The sequence below is a fragment of the Phycisphaerales bacterium genome, from assembly GCA_020852515.1.
Taxonomy (GTDB): Bacteria; Planctomycetota; Phycisphaerae; order Phycisphaerales; family UBA5793; genus UBA5793.
In genome coordinates this window covers 86,431-112,411 of sequence record JADZAS010000025.1, presented here as the reverse complement: position 1 = coordinate 112,411, position 25,981 = coordinate 86,431, and the positions used below count along the sequence as shown (strand labels likewise).

The following is a 25,981-nucleotide window of genomic DNA, read 5'->3' as shown; positions in this document are numbered from 1 at the left end:
CAGGTCAGAGCAGCGGCCCGACGAGTTGGGCGCAGTTGTCGCCGAAGCGCTGAAAGATATTGCGGTTGCTCCAGTCTTCGCGCTTCACTTTGCGCGCCTGGTTGAGGTAGTCCTTCTGCATGAAGCGCACCAGGCTGGAGAAGTCGTCGTCGTAGATGAACAGCGTCACTTCGAAGTTGAGCCAGAACGAGCGCATGTCCACGTTGGCCGAACTCATGATGGCGAGTTTCCGGTCGGTGGTCATCGTCTTGGAATGCAGCAGGCCCGCGTGGAACTCGTAGAGATTGACGCCCGCCTCAAGGAGATCAAGGTAATGCGAGCGGGCCGCCGCGGCGACGAGGGGCGCATCAGGCTCCTTGGGCACCACGAGCGTGACGTCGACGCCGCGCAGCGCCGCCATGCAGATCGCGGCTTTCGTCGCCTCGTCGGGAACGAAGTAGGGCGTGGTGATGACCAGTTCCTCGCGAGCCGCGTAGATCGTTGAAAGAAACGACTGGTGGACGGCATCGAGCTGAGTGCCCGGGCCCGAGGGGATGACATGAACGATCGAGCCGCCTTCGGCCGGCGGAAACTCCGGAAAGAATTCTTCAAACGAAGCAAACTCGTCGTAACTGTCCAGGATCCAGTCGCGCAGGAAGATCGTCTGAAGCGCGTGCACGGCCGGCCCCTCGAGCCGGAGCGTCGCGTCCACCCAAGGCCCGATGCCGTAGCGCGGATTGAACTTGAACGTGTCATCCGTGATGTTCTGACTGCCGGCGTAGCCGACGCGTCCGTCGATGACGGCGATCTTGCGGTGATTGCGCAGATCGATGCGGGCAAAGAGCATGCGAATCGGGTTCGCCGGCAGCGCTTCGATCACCTGCACGCCGGCGTCGCGCAACTGCGCGGCGAGCGGGCTGCGCAGGAACGGCCGGCTGCCGACCGAGTCCACAATGACACGGCACTGCACGCCGCGCTGTGCCGCACGCACCATGGCGCTGACGACGCGCACGCCGCAACCGCTCTCCATCCAGATGTAGTAAAGCAGGTGGCAGTGGTGCTTGGCGCTGTCGATATCGCCGATGAGACGATCGATCATCCGGTCAGACTCGGAGATGAGTTCGAGCGCGTTGCCGCCCACGGGTGGAAAGCCGGACACGGCTGTGCCCATGCGCGCCGCCTGGCGATAAGCATCCTGCTCCTTGTCCCAGTCGAGGTGGTGGTGCCGCCACATCGAAACCGTCTCGGCGTCAATCTCGGATGACAGCCGGTTGTAGCGCTCGACCCGCCACTGGCCCAGGCGGTTCTCGCCGATGAGCAGGTACAGCACAATTCCGCCGAACGGAAAGAACAGCAGAATGAGCAGCCAGGCCAGCGTAACGGGCACCGTCGAGCGGCCCAGGATGACGCGCACGGCCAGGCCGATGCGGACGATCCAATCCGCCGAGAACAGCAGGATGGCGAACCAACTCATCGATGACATCGCCTGAGTGTATCCGCGGCGCGACTGGTGCAGCATGCGGCGGAGTCGCAGGCCGCTTCAGCCTGCAGGCGAGGTCGGCTGATTCAGAAGCGCTTCGACATCGACGCGCGATCCGGCCGGCGCAATCGGGCCAGTCGTGCGCCGATGCCGGCGAAGCAGATCGATGAGCCAGCGCATGTCCGGCCAGAGCGGTGCGATGAACTCCATCGGCTGACCCGTCATTGGGTGACGGACCGCCAGACTCGTCGCGTGCAGCGCCTGGCGGGTGATTACCGGCTCGGCGCTTCCGCCGCCACGCGCGATCTGCTGTTCGCTCGCCCCCTGGCCGCCATATGGCTCGTCGCCCACGATCGGCCAGCCGAGGTGCGCGAGATGCACGCGGATCTGGTGCGTGCGGCCGGTGTGCAGTTCGAGTTCGACCAGCGCAAACTCGTCAAACTGCTCGCGCACGCGATAGAGCGTCTGCGACGGCTTGGCCGCGTCGTCGTAGCGCACGGCCATAAGTTCGCGGTGGATCGGGTGCTTGCCGATCGGCTGATCGATGATGTCAGCCACCGGCTCGACGCGGCCGTGCACCACGGCCAGGTAACGCTTGTCGGTGGTGCGATTCTCGAACTGCCGCGCCAGCCGCCAGTGGGCGATGTCGGTCTTGGCGACGACGATGGCGCCCGTCGTGCTGCGATCGAGCCGATGCACCACGCCCGGCCGCGCATCATCGGCGCCGACGCTCGAGAGCGCCCCGGCGGTCCGGTGCGTGAAATGCCAGACGAGGGCGTTGATGAGCGTGCCGCGCTTGTTGCCCCGCGCGGGGTGAACGATGAGTTCGGGCTGCTTGTTGACGACAATGAGGTCATCATCCTCGTAGAGCACCTGCAGCGGGATGTCCTCGGCTGGAATGTCCTTGGTGGGCGGCGGCGGCACGACGACCGTCACCACATCGCCGATGCGCAGCGTCGTCGAAGCCTTCGGCTGGCGGTCGTTCACCGTAACCGCCCGCTCGGAGATGAGGCGCTGCAGTTGCGTTCGACTCATGAACGGAATGCGGTCCTGGAGGTACTTGTCCAGCCGCTTGCGCAGGTCGCGCGTCAGGCGAAAGGTGACGGTGAGCGCGGCGTCGGTGTTGTCTTCGTCGCCGCCCGCCGACGCGGCGCGAACCAGGTCGGGATCGACCTTGCCCCCGCCGGTAAGCAGCGAGAGGTCCGGCGCAGGATCATCGACCGGTGGCGCCGCTGGATTCGGTGTCGCACCACGTGATCCGGCAGGCGCGCGCTCTTGCGGGCGAATGTGGCGCGGATCGAGCGGCACGCGCTTCAGCCGCCGTCGCCGGGCGCCGGTTCGTCCGGCTTGGCCGGTTCGTCTGCAGGCGGTTCGGCGGGCTGGCCCGTCGAGTCTCCCGCCGGCTCGGTCTTTGTCGCATCATCCGGCGCGGCCTCGGTCGGTTTGTCCGTCGATTCGTCTCCGGCCGGCGCGGCGGCTGCGGGCGGCTCACGCAGCGCCTCGTTCACCACCGACTCCTCCGGAAATTCGATGCGAGTGAGACCCTCAGGATGGTCGCGCCATGCGAGCGCGACTTTGCCCAGCTCCGCGTAGCGAGGGCTGGCTGCAGCGTCGATCTTCGCGTACCACTCCTGCGCCTCATCCGCCTCCCCGCGCATCTCGGCGACGGCGGCCAGACCGAACATCGCCCGGATGTGCAGCAGTTCCTTCCAGTTGGCGCCGCTTCCCCGTTCGGCAGTCGAGTCATAGACGCGCTGGTAGATGCGCTGCATGCGATCGAGCGTCTGAGTCCGCTCCTGCTCGGTCATGCGCGGCGTAACCTTCGCTTCATCGTCAGTCGATCCTGCGTCCGAATTGTTCGGATCGTCCATCGCCGGCTCGTCGGGGACGAGATCGAGCGTCTGGTCGCGCAGGATGTCGAGTTGGTACAGGTCTGCCGCGCGAAGCAGCGCCAGTTCGGGCACCGAGTCGATCCCGGCAGCGCGATCCGCCAGCGCTTCGAGCGACGCCGCAGTGTCGGTCCCGGCCAAGTCGGCCCAGGCTTCGTCGCTGATGCGCTCGCGGCGCTCGCCCCACCACAACCAGCCGCGGAAGACGATCACGATCACGAGAATGAACAGCAGGTAATTGACACCGCTGGTCTTGAGCCACTCGATGAGTTCGACGTTGACGGTCGATTCAGCGTCGTCGCTCGTGCGGATGTCCTGCAGTCGTTTATCTGCCATGTCGCCGGTTCCCTTTCAATCCCTGCGGGCGCTTGCGCAACGCAGGGCGTTGATGATAGGGTGCAAAGCGCAGGGTTGCGAATCAGCCTGAGACGAGCCTTTCGTCGAACAGCCACGGTCCCGGGTGCGCCAGATCGGCCGGCGGCACGAGAAAATCGCGGACTTTCGCGACAAGTTCGCCCAGCCCGGTTCCCTGGCGTGCGCTGATGCGGAGCAGGGCATCGGCCGAAACCCTGCCGGGCAGGTCGGCCTTGAGTTGCACTCGAATATCCTCGCTCCGCGACAGCTCGGGCCAGTCGATCCCAGGTGCTGCAACGCTGATGAGACAGTCCGCGGATTCGATCAGTTCTGCGGCGATTTCTATCGCCTCGCGCTCGATGTGGTCGGCCGTGTCCCGCCGGCCGGGCGTGTCGCACCAGCGCACGACCAGGCCGGCAAGATCAAGTTGCGTCATCACGTAGTCGCGCGTCGTGCCTCGCGCGTCGGAGGTGATCGCCGCCTCGCGTCCGAGCAGTGCGTTGGTCAGCGTACTCTTGCCGACGTTTGGCCGGCCGACGACGACCACGAGCGGCGGCGCCAGCAGCCGATTCAAGCGGCGCGAACGGCGCCTGACTTCCTGCAGCGTCTCACGAGGGTGCAGTCGATGCTCCTGCCAGCGCCGGCGCTGGTCGAGCAGCAGATCGACCGCCAGCGGGCTTGCCGCGCGGCCCAGCGCGTCCAGCGCCAGCGCTTCATCGTGCGACTTGGCTTCGGGCCACGCCGTTTGAGGATCGGGATCTCTCTGCGCCTGCAAACCCAGCGACGCAAGCCACTGCGCAACGCGCTGTGCGATGCGGGTTCCGCCGTGCGGCATCAGCCAAAGCAGTGAATCGCTCAAGCGCACGACCAGCGCGGTATCGATGTCGGCGAGACGCTCGAGCCGCACGACGCCCGCCGGGCGCGGCGCCAGACCGAGCGCTGCTTCAAGATTCACTCCGGGCGCGGCGGCGAGTTCAAAAATGGCCACAGGTCCCGGGCCGCGCGGTGTCGCGAGTCGAAAGACGGCTCCGGATGGCGGCCCCACTGCCACTACGATCACTCTTCGCGGCTGCCGAACACTTCAGACGCGAGCTTGTGGGCGGCGATCATCCCGTGCAGCGTCAGATCATCCACGATGTGCTCGACGAGTTCATCCTCATCGAACAGGAGATGTGCATCGCCGCCGGTGGCAATGATCGCCGGATAGGCCCCGTACGCTTCGGCGTAGCGCTCAGCGATGTGGCGGACCATGCCGCGAATGCCGTAGTACACCCCGTGCAGCATCGCCTGCGTCGTGTTGGCGCCAAAGGGCTCGGGCTCCGGAGCGCGCATCTCAAGTTGGGGCAGCGCGTCGGTGCCAGAGTGCATTGCGTTGAGTTGCATCTGCGCGCCGGGCGCGATCGCCCCGCCGTGGAACGTGCCTTCGCCATCGACGAAGTCCACCGTCACGGCCGTGCCCGCGTCGATCACCACGCACGCCTGCCGGAAGCGGTCAAACGCCGCCGCCGCATTGAGCAGGCGGTCCTGGCCCGGCCGAGCGTCCGGGTCGATGCATGTGCCGATGGGAATCGGAAGATCATCGCCCAGACGCATCACACGGGCTCCGATTTGCGATTCGATCTGCGCGATGAGCGGGCGCGAAACGCGCTGGTTGACCGACGCGACGAGTACCAGCGGCTCGTCCGGCCCGTCCGCCGCCATCGCCCGCAGCGCCTCCATGATCCGGACCGGATCATCGTTGGAAAGCCGCTGCACGCCCTGCAGTCGCTGTCCCTCGGCCTGACCGACGGCGGTGCGCGTGTTGCCCACGCTCACGAGAAGGATCGATAACTCACTCACCATGTGGGTAAGGGTAGGCGGGCAACGGGCAATGTCCGTCAGCCGATCACCCGCCTGTGTGGGCGATAAAGAAGCCCCGCCGGGCAACCGATGCACAGACAGGGGTCCCTCCGGAATGGGTGACGGAAAGCGACCCAGAGAGGCGGCGGGAGTTCTCTCCAGCCGCCCGCGTGGCAATCACCCGTGACGGGTTCGAGACATGTCCCTCGAGCAGAGTCAAACTCCTGCGGTCGATGAGTGCGCTGGGCTTCCTGACGCCGCACCCCCGCCCGGCCGGCTCGTCATGAACTTCGCATGCGCTGCGGTGCTGTGTGTCAGCGCTCTGATTGCCTTCGGCACGGTTACGGACCGCGTCGAACTGATCAGGCTCGTGCCCAACAGCGATCCGACGCCGTGGACCACGGCGCTGGGCGGAGCGCTGGCCGCAGTCGGCGTGTGCCTGGCGGCGAGGCGCAAGCGGGTGGGCACGCTCATCGTCGGCGCTGCGACCGCCGTACTTGGCGTGCTGCTCCTGTTGGGACGAGTTGATGTGTTCGCCGAGGCTCACCTTTGGCTGGCCAATCTGCCGTTTCGCCATTCATCGTCGTCGGAGCGGGTCGTGCGCCTGTCGGTGCTCAGCGGGGCATGCCTCACGCTGGCCGGCACGGCGCTGCTGATTCAGGCAAACCGGCGGAGCGAGGCGCGGCCGGACGGCGCGACGGCGGTGCTGGGCGCCATTCTCATTGGACTGGTCGGGTTGCCGGCGGTGGCCAAGCTCATCGACCTGCAACTGGCCGTCGGCTGGGAGCACCTCGGCGAGATTTCGACGGGTTCGCTCATCATGTTCGGCTGTCTGGGGGCGGCGCTTATCGCCCTGGTGTGGGGCCACTCCAATCCGCGCACGGTCGTACTTCCGCAATGGGCGCCGGCGGTGGTGGGCGTCGCGCTGGCCATGACCACCGTCGTCGCCTGGCAGGCCGCCGAGGCGTCGGACGATCAGCACATCAGGCAGATCACCGCGGCCCAGGCGGCTGCGATCGAAAGCGCGTTTCAGATCGAAGTCGAGCACCAGGTCGAACTGCTCCGGCACCTCGCCGACCACCTGTCTGACGAAGAAGCCCGGAGCGCCTCAGGCATGGCGCGAGCCCAGCGGCTGATCGCCGATCAACCGATTCTCAAAGCCGCAGAGTGGATCGACGACGCAGGTCGCGTCCTCGCTCGAGTGACCGATGAGGGGATTGTCTGGCTGCCGGCCGATGCGACGCCGCCGCGAATGCTCTTGCCTTCGCGCTTCGTGTCGCTGACGGTGCAGGGCGAGGAGATCATTGCCGTACTGCCGCCTGCGCCTCTGGCGCAGGAAGGCCGGCGCATCGTGGGCATCTTCAGCGGCTCAAGGCTCCTGCAGCGCACGCTCACAGCGCAGCACATCGCTCCCGGTTACAACATCGCGCTGCGCGCTGATGCGGACTCGGACATTCATTACGAGCGGATGGTGGACGACTGCGACGAGCGGTACCAGTACACGAGCCGGTTCAGCGCCTTCCAGTTCGAATGGCTGGCGACCGTGCTGCCTTCGAGGCGGACGCTGGCGCTGCTGCAATCACCCATGCCCGGTTCGACGCTGGCGCTGGGACTGCTCTTCTCGGGTCTCGTGCCGCTGACGCTGATGCTCTGGCAGACGGCCAACGAGCGGGCCGCGTTCCTCTATCGCAGCGAACGCCGCTACGACCTCGTCGTGCGCGGCGCCGACAGCGGGATCTGGGACTGGGACATCCACCACGACGAGGTCTTCTGCAGCGATCGATTCCGCGAACTCCTCGGCGCCGGGCCCTGGCCTTCCGCGGCGCCGATGACTTCGCTCATGCAATTTGTCGCGGAAAGCGACCGCGCCCAGGTCATCGAGGCGATTGAGCACCACCTCGCGACGCGCGAGCCGCTCTCGGTTGAGTGCCGGATGACTGCGGCCGGCGGCGAGGCGCGATGGTTCCAGTTGCGCGGGCAGGCCGTCTGGAGCGCCGACGGCTCGCCCGAGCGAATGGCCGGGTCGATCACCGACATCCACGAGCGGCGCGTCGCCGAGGACAATCTGGCCCGCTCGCTGGTGGATCTCATCACCACCAAGGAGCAGATCGAGCAGCACAGCGCTGAACTCGCGATCAAGTCGTGCGAACTGGAGGCGGCGCGGCTCGAGGCCGAAGCCGCCAACCGCGCCAAGAGCGAATTCCTCGCCAACATGAGCCACGAAATCCGAACGCCCATGACGGCAATTCTGGGCTTTGCCGACTTGCTTCTCGACCCCACGCAGTCGGCCGTGGAGCGCCTGCAGTGCATCCAGACCATTCGTCGCAACGGCGCGCACCTCACCGCACTCATCAACGACATCCTCGACCTTTCCAAGATCGAAGCCAACTGCATGACCCTCGAGCGGATCGCCTGCTCGCCGCGTGAAGTGCTTTCCGACGTCGAGTCGCTACTTCGCCTTCGCGCCGATGAAAAGGGACTGCGGTTCGGCGTGGAGTACGCAACGAAGATTCCTGAAACCATTCACTCGGATCCGACAAGACTGCGGCAGATCCTTCTCAACCTGGCCGGCAACGCCGTGAAGTTCACTGAGAGCGGCGGCGTGCGGCTCATCGCCCGCTTCGCGCGCCGCGATGACGCCGATGAAGGCACGCTGAGCGTCGAGGTCGTGGACACGGGCATCGGCATGAGCCAAGAGCAGATGACCCGCATCTTCGAGTCCTTCTCGCAGGCCGACACCTCCATGGCCCGGCGCTTCGGCGGCACCGGACTGGGCCTGACCATCTCTCGGCGCCTCGCTCGCATGCTCGGCGGCGACATTACCGTCTGCTCCTCTCCCGGCGAAGGAAGCGCCTTCACCGTTCGCATCAGCACCGGGCCGCTGACCAACCTGAGGCTCACGTTCCCGCCGACCGAGCTGTGCGCGCTGAAACCGGACCACGCCGAGCCGGCCGAACCGGCGGTTCGCCTTGATGGGGCGCGCATTCTGCTCGCCGAAGACGGCCCCGACAACCAGCGCCTCATCGGCTTCCATCTGCGCAAAGCGGGCGCCGCAGTCACCATCGCCGACAACGGGCGCGCCGCGGTCGAGCAGGCGCTCGCAGCGCTCGATGTGGCCCCGTTCGACGTCGTACTCATGGACATGCAGATGCCCGAACTGGATGGCTACGACGCGACCCGCTTCCTGCGCTCGAGCGGCTACACGGGGTCCATCGTGGCGATCACCGCGCACGCCATGCTCGGCGACCGCGAGAAATGCCTCGCCGCAGGCTGCGATGATTACACCACCAAACCCATCGACCGAACCGCACTGCTCACGCTCATTCGTGAACGGATACAGCGATCCCGCAGCGGATCGCGCCCGGCGGCACGCTCAGCGTGAAATCGCGTCTGATCAGGCGATCAGTGCGTGGCGGCGCGAATCGATCCGACAAAGGCGGTCAGCAGCCTGCCGACGGCCGGGCCGGCGCGGCCGTCACCGACCTTCCGCCCGTCGAGGCTCACCACCGCCGCCAGCAGCGTGCGCGTCCCTGCGAGGATGATTTCGTCGGCGCGGCGCAGTTCCTCAACCGTCAGCGGCCGCTCGATCAGGTTCACGTTCGGCAGCGCGGCGATGGCGCGCCGGGTCACGCCGTGCAGGATGCTCAGGTCGGGGTCATCAATCGGCGGCGTGATGAGTTGACCGCCGCGCGCGATGAGCACCGTCGTCGAGCCGCCCTCGCTGACCCGGCCGCCGCGATGAAAGATGACCTCCTGCGCCCCGGCGTCGGTCGCGGCAATCTTGCCGAGGATGTTGGGCAGCAGATTCGTCGATTTGATGTCGCAGCGGGCCCAGCGCCAGTCCTCATGCAGCGCTGCGGTCGTCTCCGCCGGCGTCGCACATTCTGAAAGCGGCGGCGTGCGATCGACGCAGCCGAACACGGTCGGCCGCAGGTCCGCCGGCGGCAAGTGCGAGCGACCCTGGCCGGTGCCGCGCGTGATCTGCCAGTAGACGCACGCGTCGCGCAGGTCGTTGCGGGCCAGCAGTTCTTCGCCGAGGCGCACGATCTCCGCAGCCTCGAAATGCCCGAAGCGGACCTCGCGCAAGGTGCGCTGCAGGCGCTGGACGTGCAGGTCCATGGCGTAGGGCCGGCCGTTGAAGTAGCGGATGACCTCGTAGACCGCGTCGCCAAACAGAAAGCCCCGATCGAAGACGCTGATGCGCGCTTCGTCGGGTGAAATGAACTGGCCGTTCAGGTAGACGGTCGGCATGTGCGCAGTGTAGACCTCCCGCTATCATGTCGGCGATGAGCGGCTCTGGCGGCGCACAAATCATCGACGGGCGGGCTCTGGCGGACCGGTTCCGCGCCGAAATCCGGCGCGATGTCGAGCAGTCGATTGCCCGTGGCCGAGCCGTCTCGCTCGACGCCGTGCTCGTCGATGGCGAGCCGGGCGTCAAGAGCAGCGGCCGCATCTACGCCGAAAACCAGAAAGCCGGCTGCGCTGAACTGGGAATCGAATATCGCTTGCACGTCCTGCCGCACACCGCCACCTACGAGGACATCGCCGGCCGCGTGCTGCTGCTCAGCACCGATGAACGCGTGACGGCCATCATGGTGCACATGCCCCTTCCCGAGGGCATCGACCCCTATCGCGTCCAGTCGCTCATCGACCCGGCCAAGGACGTCGAGGGCGTCAACCCCGCCAACATCGGCAACGTCGTCTACGACCGCTCGTCGCTCGTGCCCTGCACCGCCCTGGCGGTGATGAAGATGGTCGAATCGACGGGCGTCGAACTGCGCGGCAGCGAAGTGGTCTGCGTTGGCGCGAGCAACATCGTCGGTAAACCCGTCGCCATCCTGATGATGCAGCGCGAGGCGACGGTGCACAGTTGCAACAAGTACACGCAAGATCTGGCGGCCATGACGCGGCAGGCGGATGTGCTCGTCGCCGCCGCCGGCAAAGCGGCGCTCATCACCGCAGACATGGTCAAGCCCGGCGCGGTGGTCGTGGATGTCGGCATCAACCGGCAGCTCGATCCGGCCACCGGTAAGAAGCGCGTCGTCGGCGACGTGGCGTTCGACGAGGTGCGCAACGTGGCGGGCTGGATCTCACCCGTCCCCGGCGGCGTGGGCCCGGTGACGGTTGCCATGCTGCTGCGCAACACGGTCGACGCCGCCCGGCCATAAAAAAGGTACCTGGCACCTTTTGTTAAGATGGGCGACTTCGCGCCGGTGCATTGCCGCCATCTGAAGAGGGAGCCCCGGGCCCGGAGACCCGGGGCTAGGTGCGCCGCGCGGGGGGGAGTCGCGCTGACGCTACTCGATCATCGCTTCAACCACTTCGCTCTTGCGCCCCTGCTCGGCGGCCTGGAGATAGACGGTCCGGCCGGCCGCATCTGGCGGAATCCTGCGGATCAGCCGCGCTGACACGGTCCTGTCGGCACCGCCTGTCCAGGAAACGTCGCAACGCAACCGGGCGCGCGACTCGGCTGACGCGACGGTAAGCAAACACGACAAGAGCGGCCATCGCCATTGGCGCAACATGTCGAACGGAAGCCATGGCAACCTCCTTATTTGCAGGATGTTCGCGCGGCCCTGCCTCGCGGGCGGAGCGGGCAATTTCCCGGTGCACTTCATCCGGCTGCGCCCGGGCCTGTGCGTGCCCGAATCTGCGCAATCGAATGGCTGCGTTCAGAATAACCTGCAGCCCGCCGGGATTGCAAGCAAAATCCGGGAAGTTGGCAAAAATTAACCCAGAAGCCGATCCAGCGTCCCGGCCACTGCTATTCAATGACCGCTTCAACCACTTCACTCTTGCGCCCCTGCTCGGCGGCCTGGAGATGGACGGTTCGCCCGGCCGCATCAGGCGGAATCCTGCGGATCAGCTCCGCCTTGCCGTCCTGGTTGGCCACCCCGCTGCCGGCCAGGTGCGGCGCATCGAGATCAAGCGTCACATTCAGTTGCGGCACAAAGAACGAGCCCAGACCCGTCGTGCTGTAGGTGAAGTAGACCCGGCCGCCGGGTGTGGCACAGGTCGTGCTGAAACGCGCCGGCTGCCCGGCGCGAAGGGGCGTGTGCTGCACCGTCATATGCGGCACGGCCCAGCGCTGAACTGCCGAGTACTCATCTCCCAGGTAAAGCGCCAGCCCGTAGCCGTCATTGAAAGGCAACAGCACGTTAACCCACTGAACTCTGGGGTACGGCTTGACTCGCGTCAGCTCCAGACCATTCCACCGGAACACGTAGCCGTATTCTCGCGATTTCATCAATCCGATACTACCGCCGCCAATCCAGAGCTCTGGTCCACTCCCACTGTCAAATACGGCCATTGCGTCGGGGTGCGAGTAGCTTTGGACGAACCCACCCCCAGGCACGGTCCAATTGATCCCATCCCATCGCAGGAAGCCGGTTGCCCACTGAGAGCCAAGCGGCGTGAGAAACCCCCCGGTGACGAACAGAGCCTTGCCGAATCCATCGTCGTGCACAAGCAATTGATCGACATGGGTCGCGTAGCCACCTCCCAGCGATCGCAGCGGAGCACCGGGAACGCTGGACCATTCGCGCCCGTCCCATCGTGCAAGATCCTTCTGGAATCCGCCGCCAGGCGTTCGGACGGGATCGCTCCTGTAGAAGTCGCCCCCGACGTACAGGCGATTACCAGTTCCATCATCAAATTCAGTCATAGTGCGCACACCCCGCCAACGCGGGATGCTCGGAAGCCCGCTCTCAAGCGGTTCCCACTCCGCGCCATTCCAGCGCGCGATCGATAACGCGTCGACGTCGCCAGCACGTTCGAACCGGCCACCAACGTAGAGGGCTTGACCACGTCCATCATCGAATTGGCCAAAAGAAAATACAGTCTCATTTGTGCCGGCGCCCAGCGGCTCCCAATGCTGACCATCCCAGCGGGCCACGTTGCTTGCGGCAACTCCTCCAGCAGATGAAAAGGACCCACCGACGTACAGCGCTGGTCCGCGCCCGTCATCCCAGACCGAAAGCGCATATCCAAATCCCGGCAATTCATCCCTTTGAAGTCCGCCTCCGACTTCGCTCCACTCGTGCCCGTCCCACTTGGCGAGGCCCCATGCTCTCTGGCCTTGCATTTCAATGAATGGCCCTGCAACATAAAGCGCCGCTCCGGTTCCATCGTCAAACGCTTTCAAATCCTCGACGACTGTACCTGACCCCTTGAAATATTCGTCCCAACCTGGCTCGCACGATTGGGCGAATGTGGGTTGCACAAGTGCAACGAGTGGGCTGCAGGCTGCCGCACAAAACACCATGGGCCGAAGCAGAAACGCCATACCAGCCTCCTATTCGGTGAGAGATTTCATCAGACTCGCGGGGGCAAGCCGGCGCCACGAAGCGGCTTTCGGGCGGGTCATTGCGACCTCGCGCGGCTCGTGGAGCTATCACATCAGTCTAACAGATCCTGAGCCGGATTGCAAGGGCAAATTGCCAGAACGGAAACAGAGCCCGGGTTGCGCGTCGCGGACCCTGGATGCGTCGCACGGGAGGAGTCGAACTGACGCTACTTAATCATCGCTTCGACGACCTCGCTCTTGCGCCCCTGCTCGGCGGCCTGGAGATAGACGGTTCGCCCGGAGGCATCAGGCGGAATCCTGCGGATCAGCTCCGCCCTGCCGTCCTGGTTGGCCACCCCGCTGCCGGCCAGGTGCGGCGCGTCGAGATCAAGCGTCACATTCAATTGCGGCACAAAGAACGAACCCAGGCCCGTCGTGCTGTAGGTGAAGTAGACCCGGCCGCCGGGTGTAGCGCAGGTCGTGCTGAAACGCGCCGGCTGCCCGGCGCGAAGAGCCGTGTGCTGAAGCGCCATGTGCGGTGCGCTCCAGCGCGTGATGTTGTGGATAAATGTACTCTCGGGCTGCATAAGGCGCAAATCGCCGCCGACATAGAGGGCTTCGCCAAACCCGTCGTTGAAGAACTGCAGGGCAAACACGTTCGGCACAGGGAAGGAAAGGGGCGCAAGCCACGCTCGACCGTCAAAGCGGGCAACACAAGTTGCCCGCCTGGGGTTGAGGAGCACGATGGTGCCGTTACTTCCGGCGTAGAGAACTTCTCGCGAGTCTTCGACACGAGTGACCAATTCAGCGATGTGCGATGCAGGTGAAATCTCGATGCCGGGAAGAGCCGTGAACGACGCTCCGTCCCAGCGCAACAGGCTGACGTTGCCCTCCTGATCCTGGAATTCACCTGCGACATAGAGCGCGGGCCCGTTCCCGTCATCCCAGACGACGAGTTGATCGACGTGCCCGATCTGGCCCTCCGACCGACGTCGCAGTGTATCGCCATCTGGCGATAACCATTCACGACCATCCCATCGAGCGAAGTAGTGTGCGGCAACCGCGCCGGCGTATGTGAATCCGCCGCCGACAAACAGCCCGCGACCTTGGGAATCCTCGAAGACTGCCATCGTCAGCACTCCGACGGCATCAAACGTCAGACCTTCACCCAGCGCTTCCCATCTCTGCCCGTCCCAGCGCGCGATGTGCTCTGCAGCGATGCCGCCGGCGCTTCGGAAAAAGCCTCCTGCATAGAGCGCTTCGCCGCGTCCGTCGTCGTACACACCGAAAGACTGGACGTAGCCGCCAGTTCCGCCACCAAGTGCCGACCATTCACGGCCGTCCCACTTCGCCACATGGTTCGCGGCGACGCCTCCGGCGTGGTCGAACCATCCTCCGACGTAGATCGCCGGCCCGCTTCCATCGTCCCATGTGGCCAGGCTGCGCACCTGCCCGGGCGAACCGTCGAAGCTCACGCCGTCGCCAACTTCGGTCCAACGATGACCATCCCACTTGGCCAGTCCCGAGGCGAGCTCGCCGCCGATCGTGGTGAAATCACCTCCGGCGTAGAGAGCCGGGCCCGACCCGTCATCAAACTCCAGGAACGCCCACACCTTTCTGTCGGCGCCCTTCTCGGCAAATGCCGCGTCCCAGCCGGGGGCGCATGGCTGCGCAGAAGCGATACCAACCAACAACGCGACGACTGCGAAAGCAGCGAGACCAACAGTCCGAACGGAACTCATGACACTCTCCTTCTTCGCTGTGCCCTTCGTGCAACCGGGCTCGCGGCCTCGGAACTTCACTTGAAGGCACATGCGCTTTCGCATGCGACAATCAAGTAGTTCCAGAAAGTCACCTGCCGGCACTCAAGCGGCCGCAACGGGGCCCTCAGTCTGTTGGAGAGGTAGTGGCTATGCCATGACTGCTTTGACACCTTGGCGCAAACAAGCTAGGGACAGAGGAAGGTGAACTAGATGCAGGGCGAGCCGTTACGTTCACCGCTGCGGATTCGCCGGCGGCGGCTCGGGCTTAGACTCCGCCTTCTGGGCCATCCAACTCGGCTTGACGCCGGGCGACCGCGGGGACGCCGGCACGAGTTCGGCTGTCTCGATGTAAGGCATCGTGAGCGGCCGGTCTTCGGCGCCCGTCGGCACAGCGCCGAGTTTGCCCACTACGTCCAGCCCTTCGATCGTCTGGCCGAATGAGGTGTACTGCCCGTCGAGCCTGGCGGTCATCTCGCGCGAGAGGCAGATGAAGAACTGGCTGCCGCCGGTATCGACGTTGCCGCCTTCGCGCGCCATGCTGATGACGCCGAGATCATGAGGCAGCGTGCTGGGTTCGAGATCGATGCTGTAGCCCGGGCCGCCGGTGCCGGTGCCGGTCGGATCGCCGGCCTGGATGACAAAGCCCTTGCCGCTGGGCGTGTTGCCGATGATGCGGTGGAAGGGTATGTGCGTGTAAAAGCCGCCGTCGACGAGGCTGGTGAAGTTCCACGCCGAGTTGGGCGCCATGTCGGGCCGCATCACCATCCGGATGTTGCCCATGGTCGTGTGGAGCACGACATCGCGCTCGACGGAGACTCGAAAGCCCGCCATGGAGAGTTGATCGGGGCTTGGCCGCATCCAGTTGTCCACGACGGGGCCGCGCTCGCCGTAGCGCAGCACGGGTTTGGGCCGCTCGACGAGCGGCTCGAGCAGCAGCGCTGCGCCGGTCGGCTCGCCGCGCTCGAGCAGCTGCAGGTAACAAACCTCGGTATTTGAGTAGAGATCGGGAATGAGAATGTTGAGATCGACCGCCGTGGCGTCATTGGGCACGTTGACGCGCGTGATGAGCGTGTTGTCGGGCTTGAGCAGCGCCAGTTCGCGGCTCTCGCCGGCCTCGACGGCAATGGGCATGGCCCGGTCGATCTGGTAATAGAGCCGCTCAGGCGTGAGGGGCGTGGCGGAGAGGGCGACTGAAACTGCCAGTGCGAGAATCATTGCAGAAAACTCCTTGGATACGCGTCGCGCAGAAGCGGACCATCCCGCGAACCAGCGACCGTTTGCTAGTATAGGGGTCGTCACGCCATCGCTGGAGCCTCGGCCGCATCTGGATCTACAGTCATGACACCATTCGGCGTCCTTGTGATCACAAGAAAGGTCCGCCGTCGACGCATTGGGCACGTGGCGGACTTCTGTCTCGACTGTGGTCAAGTGCAGCCGATGCGCTATTGCCGGCGCCGCAACATGGACCATCTTTGGGGAATCCCCACCGGCCTGGGCGTCAAGCTCGATGACTCCGTGATTTGCGAAGAGTGCGGCAATGAGATGGAGACGCAGCGCGAGGATTATGCGGGCGTGGCTCGTTGGGCTGCCTCATCGTCAACGATCAAGCGCCTCATCGACGAAACACATCCGGAAGTCTTCGCACGCCGAAGCCGCGAAATCGCCGCCGCCGCCTCGGCTCGTGGTCCCGGCGCGATGCCGCAGGCGCGCATCCACTGCATCGCACAGATTCTCCTCCGCGCCAGCCGCGAACTGGATCAGCGCGTCATCCAGGTGCGACTCGACCCATGGAGCGGCCTGGCGCTGCTGGGGGTCCTCACACCGCTCGTCATCGGACTCGCGCGCGCCAACGGGTGGATTGCTGGAGGGGCCGCCGGGACCGACGACGTGCTGCTCTACGGCGGGCTGGCCAGTCTCGCCCTTCTGCTGGCTCTGGTCGCGACAGACGTTCCGCGGTTCATGAATCGCGAGGTCTATCCGCGATTGGTGCGGGTGCTGCATCCGTTGAATCCGACCTCTGACGAAATTGCCCGCGCGGTCGCATCACTTCGCGGCTCATCACATGCGATCGCACGCAAGATCAGCGTCAAGAAGCTGTGCCGCCTGCTCGAATCGGGCCCGTGAGCCTCGCGGCTCATGTCACTTTTTTCCGCAGCGTCATCGCGTGGAACGGCCGGCCCTCGCGGCGGTACTTGCGCTCAAAGTTGGTGCCCACGAGTTCGCCGCCGTCTGCCCCACCATCGCCCGGCGGCGCGAACGGCTCGCGGGCGAAGAGCGACTCAGCCCGCAGCGCGTGCTCTTCGATCCACTGCCAGTACTCGTCGTGGTCGGTGACGATCCGGGCCTCGCCGCCCGGTTCAAGAATACGGTGAAAGTCGCGCAGCGACTGGTCCTGCACGCTGCGCCGCTTGTGGTGGCGCTTCTTGGGCCAGGGGTCGGGGAAGTAGAGATGGATCACGCGGCAGATCTCCGCCGGGCAGCGGTGGCGGATGAACTCGATTGCATCACCGTGCAGCAACCGCACGTTGGAAATCTCATTTCGGCGCACGCGATCGGCGGCGTAGCGAAAGAACTCGCCGGCCCACTCGATGCCGAGGAAATTTACATCCTGCTGCCGCGGCGCCTGCTGAACCAGGAAGGTGCCCTTGCCCGAGCCGATCTCGATTTCGAGCGGGAGGTGCGCGCGCGAGCCGAACCACTCGCGCACGTCGATGAACCGCGCGGCGTCGAAGTCAGGCAGGTCGGCCGACTGGATGCCGACGCCGGTGATGTCAAGCGGTTTGCCGCGAGCCAGACCGAAACTCATGGCGGGATGGTACGCGCGGCCCGACGGGGCCGGGCCGATTCAGTTCATCACCGATGCCTTACCGGTCGCGCACGTTGATCATGAGCGCACAGCGCACGCGCTCGGCCCACTCGATGATCCGCTTCATCGTCGGGTAGCGCCCCTGCGCGATGGCCTCGGCGAGTCGCGCGTACTCGGGCCGGCGCTCGATCCACGGCACGCGGAGGTAGGCGCAGATGGTGGACTGCAGCGCCGGCGCGCCGCAGCCGGGCAGGAGCAGCCACCAGGCGCCGCTGGCGATGGCGGCGGTGTTCGTGGCCCACATGATGAACCCCGGCGCGAGATCGGCGATTTGGAGTTCACGCTGGGCGGCCTCAGCCTCGTCGGCCGCGAGTCGCCACGTCGCCTCATCGCCGCACGCGGAGTGGAGTTCAGCCATCCCCTTTCGGAGCAGGTCGCGCTGGCGGTGGGTCAATCGCAGTGCGGCGCCGGTGCCGGGATGAAACCCGCCCGTGCGGCCGAAACGCCGGGCGACGAGGCGCTCGGCCACGCCTGGCAGTGGCGGGTGCTGGCCGTTCGCTCCGAAGTGCATCGGCGATGGCGCGCTCAAAAGGGGCTCCTCGGGATGAATATCGCGTCCTGCCGTCAGCCAAGCATACCCGACCAGACGGCCGGTCGTGAGGAATAATCTAAGGCCGGCTGCGTCATTTCCGGCCCGCTCGTTGAGATGATCCCGCCTGGCGCGGCCTTGTGCCGATAGATTCAAAATCAGGCTGAACCACGATGCGCCGGATGACGAATAATTATGGGGCGATCCAGCGCATCCAGCCTCGTGCGGGGGACGTGGCATCCATGAGGATCGGGATCTGACTCCGGCCGGGCTGTTGCCTCGACCCGCCAGCGGCCTGAGCGTCGGCGTTCACTGACCTGAACGTCAGGCGATTCAATCCACGGATGGAGGTGCCTTCGTGCAGCAGCGCCAGCAACTCGTCGATCTTATCAATTCACGCATCGATCAGGCGCACTTCCAGCACCTGCACTGGGAGGGGACGTTCTGGCAGTACCTCGACACGGTGGCCGAGCGCCCGGCCGCAGCCCGCTCGGCGTACCAGCGCGTCTACGACATGATCATGTCCTTTGGCCACGAGCGCTACCGCGCCTTCAAGCGCGACCTCGTGCGCTACCACTTCTTCTCTGATCCGGCCGGGGGGCATCGCGATGCGATCTACGGCCTGGACCGGCAACTCATGCAACTGGTGGATGTCCTGCGCAGCGCCGCCGAAGGCTACGGCACGGACAAGCGCATCTTCCTGCTGCACGGCCCGGTCGGATCGAGTAAATCGACGATCGCGCGCCTGCTCAAGAAGGGTCTCGAGCACTACACGCGCACCGACGCGGGCGCGCTGTATTCGTTCTCCTGGAAACTCGACGCCGCCGCATCGGCCGAGGGCGAGCCGGACCACCTCTACCCGTGCCCGATGCACGAAGAGCCGCTCATGCTCGTGCCGCGCGAGGCCCGGGCTGACCTGCTCGAGCAGTTGAATCAGAAGTACCGCTCGCAAGGCGGCACGGGGACGCTGCATCTCGATGGCGAGTTGTGCCCCTTCTGCCGCAAGGTCTCGGGCGATCTCATGCAGCACTACGGCGGCGACTGGCGCAAGGTCATCGACCACATCGTCGTTCGCCGCATCATGCTCAGCGAAAAGGACCGCATCGGCATCGGCACCTTCCAGCCCAAGGACGAAAAGAACCAGGATTCGACCGAACTCACCGGCGACATCAACTACCGGAAGATCGCGCTCTACGGCTCGGATTCCGACCCGCGCGCCTTCAACTTCGACGGCGAGTTCAACGTCGCCAATCGCGGCATCATCGAGTTCATCGAGGTGCTCAAGCTCGACGTGGCGTTCCTTTACGACCTGCTCGGCGCGTCGCAGGAGCACATGATCAAGCCCAAGAAGTTCGCGCAGACCTACATCGACGAGGTCATCCTCGGGCACACCAACGAGCCGGAATACAAGAAACTCCAGAACAACGAACTCATGGAGGCCTTCCGCGACCGCACGATCAAGGTGGACATTCCCTACAACATCCGCCTCGACGACGAGATCAAGATCTACCAGAAGGACTTCGGCCCGCACCGCATCAAGCACATCCACATCGCGCCGCACACGATCGAGGTCGCGGCGATGTGGGCCGTGCTCACGCGCCTCGAGGTGCCCAAGAAGGCCGGCCTGACGCCGATGCAGAAGATGAAGCTCTACAACGGCAAGGCGATTCCCGGCTACACCGAGGACAGCGTGCAGGAACTCATGGAAGAAGCCGGCCGCGAAGGCATGGTCGGCATCAGCCCGCGCTACATCCAGGACAAGATCTCCAACACGCTCGTGTCCCAGCAGGCGCTCCACGAAAAGACGATCAACCCGTTTATGGTGATGAACGCGCTCGAATCGGGCCTCGACAACCATTCGCTCATCACGGATGAGGAAACCAAGAAGCGCTTCCGCGAAATGCTCGCCGTCGTCAAGGACGAATACGAGGACATCATTAAGAGCGAGGTGCAGCGGGCCATTTCCGCCGACGAAGAGGCGATCAAGCGCCTGTGCGCCAACTACCTTGAAAACGTCCGCGCCTACACGCAGCGCGAGCGCGTCAAGAACCGCTATACGGGCCGCGACGAAGAGCCGGATGAGCGCCTCATGCGCTCCATCGAAGAGAAGATCGAAATCCCCGAAAGCCGCAAGGACGACTTCCGCCAGGAGATCATGAACTACATCGGCGCCTTGTCGCTGGACAACAAGAAGTTCGAATACAACACCAACGCCCGGCTCTACAAGGCGCTCGAACTCAAACTCTTCGAGGACCAGCGCGACACGATCAAGCTCAAGAACCTCGTCTCCAGCGTCGTCGATGACGAGACGCAGGCGAAGATCGACGTGGTCAAGCAGCGCATGATCAAGAACTTCGGCTACAACGAGCAGTCGGCCACCGACGTGCTCAATTACGTCGCCAGTATCTTTGCGCGCGGCGACACGAAGGGCTGAGGCTGGCGAACGGCTGCGCAGTTTCCCGGCTCGTCTTGCCCCGCGCCTCATCGCGGCGCGATAGAATCCCGCGCATGAGCGAAGCGTTGCGCACCTTGTTCGAGTCGGGCCCGCGCGACGAGCCGGCGCCGGCGGTCTGGGTCGAGCCGGATCTCGTGATCGTTGATGACCTGCACGGCCCGGCGGCGCTGCGGCTGCTCGTCGAGCACTTCGGCGCCCACGCGCCGCTGGCGCGGCCCGACCGCGTTCATGTCGTTTCCGGCATCGATCTGGAGTCCGCCCTGCCCGATCGCGTCGCCGCGCACGAGGCGCTGCAGGCCTTCGCGGCTCAGCACGGATTGATTTTTACCCACCAGATCGGCGGCTGCGACGACGGCTGTGCGCCACTGGCCCCCGCAGGGCGCGAGTGGCTCATCGCGACGACGCGCAAAGCCGACGCGGCTGCGGCCGCACGCGGCTGCGTGTCCGTTCTGGTCCAACCCATGGACGTGGCGGCGCTGCTGGCCAAGGGGCGCACCTGGGCCTGCCGACCGCCCGTGCAGCAGATCATCATCGAAGGTGACCTTCCCCCCGGCGCTGCGGTGCACGACCTGGCCATCACGCTGCGGCCCCTGATTCGCCGCGGCGTGTGGGCGTGTCTCGACTGGCCGCAGCACCGCGACGACTCATCGCTCTGCGCGTTGTGCGCCCTGCTGCTGGGCGACAGCCCCGCGCAGAACATCACCGTCACGCACGGGATCGATGATCTGAACGCGACTCGTGTCAACGCTCCGGACCTGTCGCCCGTGATCGGCGAGGACGAGAGCGTGCACGCGCTCGGATCATTCGAGCCCACCGACGTCGATCGCGTCTACATCGGCTCCTGCACCACGGGCTCGGTCGCCGACCTGCGTCTGGCGGCGGAGGTGCTTGCCGGCCAGCGCGTGCACGTGCCCACGGTGATCGCGCCCGCTTCGATGCGCGATGTTCAACTCTTGAAACAGGTGCGGCTCGGCGATGACGGACCCGATCTGGAGACAGTGTTCCGCGAGGCCGGCTGCGACCTCGGCCTGCCCGGTTGCGCGGCGTGCGTCAACGCCATCGGCGACGTGAGCCAGCCGCAGCAAGCCGGCGAGCGCCTCACCGTCGTCGCCACGGCGGTGGCGAATGTGAGCACGCGGCGCGCTGCGCGCGTGCTGACGGCCAGCCCCATCACGGCGGCGAACATAGCGCTGCATGGACGCATTGGCGGACCCAGGCTTCGCACGCCTCGACTCGCCGTCGACGCCTGAAAGAGAACGAAGCCGCGGACCTTGACGATCCGCGGCTCCGGCTGCTGGCGAATAAATTCCGCGTCATGCCACTTTTGCGCGGCGTTTGCGGCCGACCGTGCGCTGATCGCTCCGGGCCCGCTTGGTGTTCTGATCGAGCAGCAGATCGACGACCTGGCCGAGTTCGGGAACGTAGAGATCGGCGCCGATCTCTTCGGCCAGCCCCTCGGCCCGGCCGTACACGCCGCCGCCGACGACGATCTGCATCTCTGGGCACACATTCACTTCGTGCAGTTCGTCGATGAGGCGCCGGATCTCGGGCAGGTCCTTCGCGGCTGAAGAGAAGAGCAGCAGGATGTCCGGGCGGTCCTCCCCCACTCGCGCCATGATCTCGTCGAACGGCACGCCGCCGCCGGCGAAGGCCACTTCGAAGCCGCCCGCTTCGATGAGATCGACGGCCATCGACGCGGCGAGTTCATCCTGCTCGGTGCCGCCGCACGCAACAAGAATGCGCTTGCCGTTGGACGGCGAGACCCTCAGCCGCGTCTGCGCCTGGTCCGCGAGTGAGCGCATGATGCGCGTCGCAAAGTGATGCGACAGGCAGGAGAGTTGGTCGGCGCGGAAGAGCTTCTGAACGAGATTCAGCGTTGGCCAGAAGATTTCCGAGAGCAGTTCTTCTGCAGGCACGCCCATCTCAATGGTCTCGTTCACGATGCCGCGCGACCCGGCTCGATCGCCCGAGATGAGTGTCTGGAAGAGGCGCTCAATCAGTACTTCCTTGTTCACTGCCGTGTCTCCTGTGAAGCCGTCCGTTCGATCTGGCGGGCCCACCATTGATGCGACGTGCGCTCTCGCGACGCCGCCCCGCCTGGAGACAGGTTCATCGACGCAAACGCCGGCCCTTCTGGACAGGGCAGAATTGTGTCCGGTAACGGCGATGGCGGGCGCGGCGGGAACGTGTTAGGCGGACGTTGCGGGCACCCGGCCGAGGTAGGCCACGCAGATGCCCAGCGTCATCGGATGCGGCTTCACTCCCTCGAAACCGGCATGGCGCATCAGTTCCATCATCCGCTCCCGCGTCACAAACGTCGAAACCGAGCGCGGCAGGTACCTATAGGCCCCGGTGCGATCCCGGCTGATCCACGTCGCGGTGCGCGGCATCACCTTGTGGAAGTAGAAGTTGTAGAGCCCGCGCATCAGCGCGTTTGTCGGCGTGCTGAATTCGAGAATGACCAGCCGCCCGCCGGGGCGCAGAATTCGACGGAACTCGTCGATCGCCCTCTGTGGATCAGACACGTTGCGGATGCCGAACGCAATCGACACAATGTCGCAGCAGGCGTCGGGCAGATCCAGGCTCATGGCGTCACCGACGCGAAACGTGGGTGCCAGCGGACCATCCTGCTTCGCCGCCTTCTCCTGAGCCAGGCGGATCATGCGCGGAACAAAGTCGATGCCGATCACGCTGCGAGGCCGGGCCCGCGCGAAGGCGAACGCCAGGTCGCCGGTGCCGCAGGCCACGTCAACCACATCGTCGCGGCCCGGAATCACGGCGGCCAGCCGCACTGCCTTTCGTCGCCATGCCTGGTCGCGCCAGAGCGAGTGCAGCCGGTTGTTAAGGTCATAACTGTCAGCGATGGCGTCAAACATCGCGTTGACGCGCTGAGCCTTGTCCGCCTCGGAATGCGGATCGGCCAGATGCGTCTCATCCCAGGCGACGGGCTCGGAAGTTGGCTCGGCGGTCGTGGGCACGCGAGATCATAGTGTTGGGCGGCGCGGTGCGCCCGCCGGCCGCCTGCCGCGCTTAGAATCGAAGCGGACAACCCTCAGGGAGGATGAGCATGCGCATTCTGAACGTACTGGCCGGCCTGGCGCTGATGACGGCCCTGAATCTGACCGGCTGCCGCACGAACGAAGCCACCGGCCGCTCGCAGTTGATCGTGCTCTCGCACGAGCAGGAAATTGCACTCGGCGAAGAGGCGATGCCTGAACTCGTCAAGGAATACGGCGGGGAAGTGCCTGACGCGGTGCTCCGCGAATACGTCAGCGAAGTCGGCGGCAAACTTACGCCGCACACCGAAGGCGACAACCCAAGCAATCCGTGGGAGTTCACGCTGCTCGACAGCGACGTCATCAACGCCTTTGCGCTGCCCGGCGGCAAGGTCTTCATGTCGCGCGGGTTGATGGAGCGCATGACCAACGAGGCCCAACTGGCCGGCGTGCTCGGCCACGAAGTCGGCCACGTCACGGCACAGCATGTCAATGATCGCATGGCTGATGCACTGATCCTGCAGGGGGTCGTCACAAGTGCTGCACTGGGCACGCGCAAGAGCGACAATCTGCTGGCGAAAGCCTTGCCCGCAGTCGTCGGCGTGGGAGGCCAGGGTTTCCTGCTCAAGTTCAGCCGCGACCAGGAAAGCGAAGCCGATCATCTCGGCATGCGCTACATGGCGCGGGCGGGCTACAACCCGCGGGCCCAGATGCAGGTGATGCAGATTCTGCTCGACGCCATGAACGAAGGAGGAGGCGCCACCGCGCCCGAGTTCCTCAGCACCCACCCGTACCCGGATACCCGCATCGAGCGCATCAAGGAAGACATGCGCGACATCTACTCGAACGCGGACAACAACCCGAACCTGTCGTTCCACGAAGAACGCTTCCAGCGCATCGCCGTACCTCGTCTGGACGCCCTTGCCCGTGAGCGGAAACAGGCAGGTGGAACAGGCGCCGGGACGGAGACGCTCGCGGCCCTGCTCGCGCACCCCGAGACCTGGTGCGCCCACTGCCGGGCCGAGCAGAACTGACGGTTTATTGCGGCAGGCTGCGATTCAGGAATTGCCGCCAGTTGTCGAAGCGAAAGCCCGCGATGGCCTCGTCGTTCCAGCCGCGGCTGCTCAGGGCGTCAGCCAGCAAGTGCAGATCGGCCGGGGAGTTGATGCCGCGCGGCAGGCGATCCGCCCCAAAGCCGCCGTCCATGTCGCTTCCCAAGGCGACGACGTCGCCGCGGCCTGCGGTCTGCGCGATGTGTTCGATGTGGAGCACCGTCTCGTCCACCGTCGCCCGCCGCCGGTCGCCGTCGCTGATCAGAAACAGGCTGAAGAGGTTGAGACCGATGACGCCGCCGCGCTCGGCGATCGCCGCGATCAACTCATCCGGCAGGTTCCGCTGACTGTGACCGAGACAGACAGCCCGAGCGTTCGAGTGGCTGGCAACAATCGGCCCCGTGGCGAGATCGAGCAGTTGCCGGGCGGCATCATCGGCAAGATGCGAAAGGTCGTGGATCACCCCGAGACGGTCCAGTCGCTCGACGAGCGTCCGGCCGAGCGGGCTCAACGGGCCGGGCGCAGCGTTTCCCCCGGCGTATCGGGTGCCGCGAGCCCAAGTGAGGCCGACGGCGCGGACGCCCTGCTCGAACCACCAGTCGGCTTCGTCAGGTGTGCGGATCGGATCGGCCCCCTCCATGAGCAGCACCGCCGCGGGCAGGCCAGTGGGCTCGTCGAGGTCGCCGGCGGATCGGATCAGCCGGAGCCGGCCCGCGGCTGCGAGAGTCTGGTACACCTCCAGTTGGGCCTGTGCGGCGCGATGCGGCGTCTCCAGGTCGCTGCTGTCGGAGTAGCCGCAGGGGCCTTCGGTGCCCAGCCCGGTGTATAGCGTCGCGAGGAAATGCGTGACGCGGCCCTGCGCAAGGCTCGGCAGTGTGATCGCCGCCGGCTGGGGCGGCCCGGAGGCGGCATCCAGCGGCTGCATGAGGTCGCGGCCGTCCAGGGCCATGCAGGCCAGATCGAGATGTCCGTCAAACCACGGACCGGGGCTGAGGCTCATGAGCGGCTCGGGGTGGGGCAATCGCGGCGGCCGCAGGCATCTGCGGAACGGGCAAGCATAGAAACATGACCCGGTACGAGTTGCCGGTTTCAGGAAGATTGCCTAGATTTGTGTAAGGTCGTGTCGAGTGAGTTGGAAGGACGCACGGCCCGCAACCAGGCACATCGCCTGGTGGTCAGTCTACTTGAGTGGCCGGTCGGCCGGCTCCATGGCGCTGCGCCAGGAGCGACGACAGCCTGAAGAATCCTGTTGCAGCGGGTGCTCGCGTCTGAATTGACGCAACCGGGCGCCTCCTTTCGGAACGATGAGCGCAATCGGCAAGCGGCTTTGAACGAGGATCAGCGAGACAGATGAGATGATGAACGTCGCCGATCAAGGCTGAATCAATTCTCGTCCCCCTGCACAGGTCGTCTTTGGGCGACCGTCGACCAGCCAACCCCGATGACCACCCGGCGTCTTTCCGGCAAGTTTTCGCGCGCCCTCGAAGGCCGCGA

20 protein-coding genes are annotated in these 25,981 nt (G+C 65.4%); 6 read left to right on the top strand and 14 right to left on the bottom strand.

Annotated features, from left to right (window positions below; translation table 11 throughout):
• Window positions 1-4 precede the first annotated feature (4 nt).
• The 5 genes from cls to IT430_16470 form a co-directional block, all read right to left on the bottom strand.
• The gene (cls, locus tag IT430_16490) at window positions 5-1,453 is read right to left on the bottom strand and encodes a cardiolipin synthase (protein ID MCC6909538.1); all 1,449 of its coding nucleotides are present in this window, start codon (window positions 1,451-1,453) and stop codon (window positions 5-7) included.
• A gap of 66 nt (window positions 1,454-1,519) precedes the next feature.
• Complete coding sequence (locus IT430_16485; protein ID MCC6909537.1) at window positions 1,520-2,767, bottom strand: RluA family pseudouridine synthase; 1,248 nt, start codon at window positions 2,765-2,767, stop codon at window positions 1,520-1,522.
• A gap of 5 nt (window positions 2,768-2,772) precedes the next feature.
• Entirely contained in the window at window positions 2,773-3,684 is a 912-nt protein-coding gene (locus IT430_16480) for a hypothetical protein (GenBank protein MCC6909536.1), read from the bottom strand.
• A gap of 82 nt (window positions 3,685-3,766) precedes the next feature.
• Window positions 3,767-4,690 carry a GTP-binding protein gene (locus IT430_16475; protein MCC6909535.1) on the bottom strand — a complete coding sequence of 308 codons (924 nt, stop codon included), beginning with the start codon at window positions 4,688-4,690 and terminating at the stop codon, window positions 3,767-3,769.
• A gap of 68 nt (window positions 4,691-4,758) precedes the next feature.
• On the bottom strand, window positions 4,759-5,517 hold the full coding sequence (locus tag IT430_16470) for a type III pantothenate kinase (GenBank protein ID MCC6909534.1): 759 nt from the start codon (window positions 5,515-5,517) through the stop codon (window positions 4,759-4,761).
• A gap of 223 nt (window positions 5,518-5,740) precedes the next feature.
• Here IT430_16470 and IT430_16465 point away from each other — a divergent pair, with 223 nt between their 5' ends.
• Entirely contained in the window at window positions 5,741-8,923 is a 3,183-nt protein-coding gene (locus IT430_16465) for a response regulator (GenBank protein ID MCC6909533.1), read from the top strand.
• Between the two features lie 20 nt (window positions 8,924-8,943).
• On the opposite strand, the gene IT430_16460 is transcribed toward IT430_16465, so the two are convergent.
• Window positions 8,944-9,792 carry an aminotransferase class IV gene (locus IT430_16460; GenBank protein ID MCC6909532.1) on the bottom strand — a complete coding sequence of 283 codons (849 nt, stop codon included), beginning with the start codon at window positions 9,790-9,792 and terminating at the stop codon, window positions 8,944-8,946.
• A 35-nt stretch (window positions 9,793-9,827) separates the two neighbouring features.
• Between IT430_16460 and IT430_16455 the strand changes: the two genes are divergently transcribed.
• Window positions 9,828-10,709: a bifunctional 5,10-methylenetetrahydrofolate dehydrogenase/5,10-methenyltetrahydrofolate cyclohydrolase gene (locus tag IT430_16455; GenBank protein ID MCC6909531.1), complete on the top strand. Its 882-nt coding sequence runs from the start codon at window positions 9,828-9,830 to the stop codon at window positions 10,707-10,709.
• 596 nt (window positions 10,710-11,305) lie between these two features.
• Here the strand turns inward: IT430_16455 and IT430_16450 are convergent.
• The 3 genes from IT430_16450 to IT430_16440 form a co-directional block, all read right to left on the bottom strand.
• Window positions 11,306-12,826: a hypothetical protein gene (locus tag IT430_16450; GenBank protein MCC6909530.1), complete on the bottom strand. Its 1,521-nt coding sequence runs from the start codon at window positions 12,824-12,826 to the stop codon at window positions 11,306-11,308.
• Window positions 12,827-13,053: 227 nt separating this feature from the next.
• A complete protein-coding gene (locus tag IT430_16445) occupies window positions 13,054-14,568 on the bottom strand; it encodes a hypothetical protein (GenBank protein ID MCC6909529.1) in 1,515 nt (504 codons plus the stop codon).
• 252 nt (window positions 14,569-14,820) lie between these two features.
• A complete protein-coding gene (locus IT430_16440) occupies window positions 14,821-15,804 on the bottom strand; it encodes a peptidylprolyl isomerase (GenBank protein ID MCC6909528.1) in 984 nt (327 codons plus the stop codon).
• A gap of 246 nt (window positions 15,805-16,050) precedes the next feature.
• On the opposite strand from IT430_16440, the gene IT430_16435 reads away from it, so the two are divergent.
• On the top strand, window positions 16,051-16,713 hold the full coding sequence (locus IT430_16435; protein ID MCC6909527.1) for a hypothetical protein: 663 nt from the start codon (window positions 16,051-16,053) through the stop codon (window positions 16,711-16,713).
• 10 nt (window positions 16,714-16,723) lie between these two features.
• Here the strand turns inward: IT430_16435 and trmB are convergent, their stop codons facing one another.
• Both trmB and IT430_16425 read right to left on the bottom strand, forming a co-directional pair.
• The gene (trmB, locus tag IT430_16430) at window positions 16,724-17,395 is read right to left on the bottom strand and encodes a tRNA (guanosine(46)-N7)-methyltransferase TrmB (GenBank protein ID MCC6909526.1); all 672 of its coding nucleotides are present in this window, start codon (window positions 17,393-17,395) and stop codon (window positions 16,724-16,726) included.
• Window positions 17,396-17,453: 58 nt separating this feature from the next.
• Window positions 17,454-17,984 carry a hypothetical protein gene (locus IT430_16425; GenBank protein MCC6909525.1) on the bottom strand — a complete coding sequence of 177 codons (531 nt, stop codon included), beginning with the start codon at window positions 17,982-17,984 and terminating at the stop codon, window positions 17,454-17,456.
• Between the two features lie 358 nt (window positions 17,985-18,342).
• Here IT430_16425 and IT430_16420 point away from each other — a divergent pair, with 358 nt between their 5' ends.
• Together IT430_16420 and IT430_16415 are read left to right on the top strand one after the other, a co-directional pair.
• Entirely contained in the window at window positions 18,343-20,418 is a 2,076-nt protein-coding gene (locus IT430_16420; GenBank protein ID MCC6909524.1) for a hypothetical protein, read from the top strand.
• A 74-nt stretch (window positions 20,419-20,492) separates the two neighbouring features.
• Complete coding sequence (locus IT430_16415; protein MCC6909523.1) at window positions 20,493-21,689, top strand: hypothetical protein; 1,197 nt, start codon at window positions 20,493-20,495, stop codon at window positions 21,687-21,689.
• A 63-nt stretch (window positions 21,690-21,752) separates the two neighbouring features.
• Here the strand turns inward: IT430_16415 and IT430_16410 are convergent, their stop codons facing one another.
• Window positions 21,753-22,454, bottom strand: a complete 702-nt coding sequence (locus IT430_16410) for a cobalamin-dependent protein (GenBank protein ID MCC6909522.1) — start codon at window positions 22,452-22,454, stop codon at window positions 21,753-21,755.
• A 174-nt stretch (window positions 22,455-22,628) separates the two neighbouring features.
• A complete protein-coding gene (gene ubiE, locus IT430_16405; GenBank protein ID MCC6909521.1) occupies window positions 22,629-23,417 on the bottom strand; it encodes a bifunctional demethylmenaquinone methyltransferase/2-methoxy-6-polyprenyl-1,4-benzoquinol methylase UbiE in 789 nt (262 codons plus the stop codon).
• A gap of 89 nt (window positions 23,418-23,506) precedes the next feature.
• On the opposite strand from ubiE, the gene IT430_16400 reads away from it, so the two are divergent.
• Window positions 23,507-24,469 carry a M48 family metalloprotease gene (locus IT430_16400; protein ID MCC6909520.1) on the top strand — a complete coding sequence of 321 codons (963 nt, stop codon included), beginning with the start codon at window positions 23,507-23,509 and terminating at the stop codon, window positions 24,467-24,469.
• A 4-nt stretch (window positions 24,470-24,473) separates the two neighbouring features.
• Here the strand turns inward: IT430_16400 and IT430_16395 are convergent, their stop codons facing one another.
• Window positions 24,474-25,487, bottom strand: coding sequence for a membrane dipeptidase (locus tag IT430_16395; protein MCC6909519.1), 1,014 nt, complete (start codon window positions 25,485-25,487; stop codon window positions 24,474-24,476).
• Window positions 25,488-25,981 lie beyond the last annotated feature (494 nt).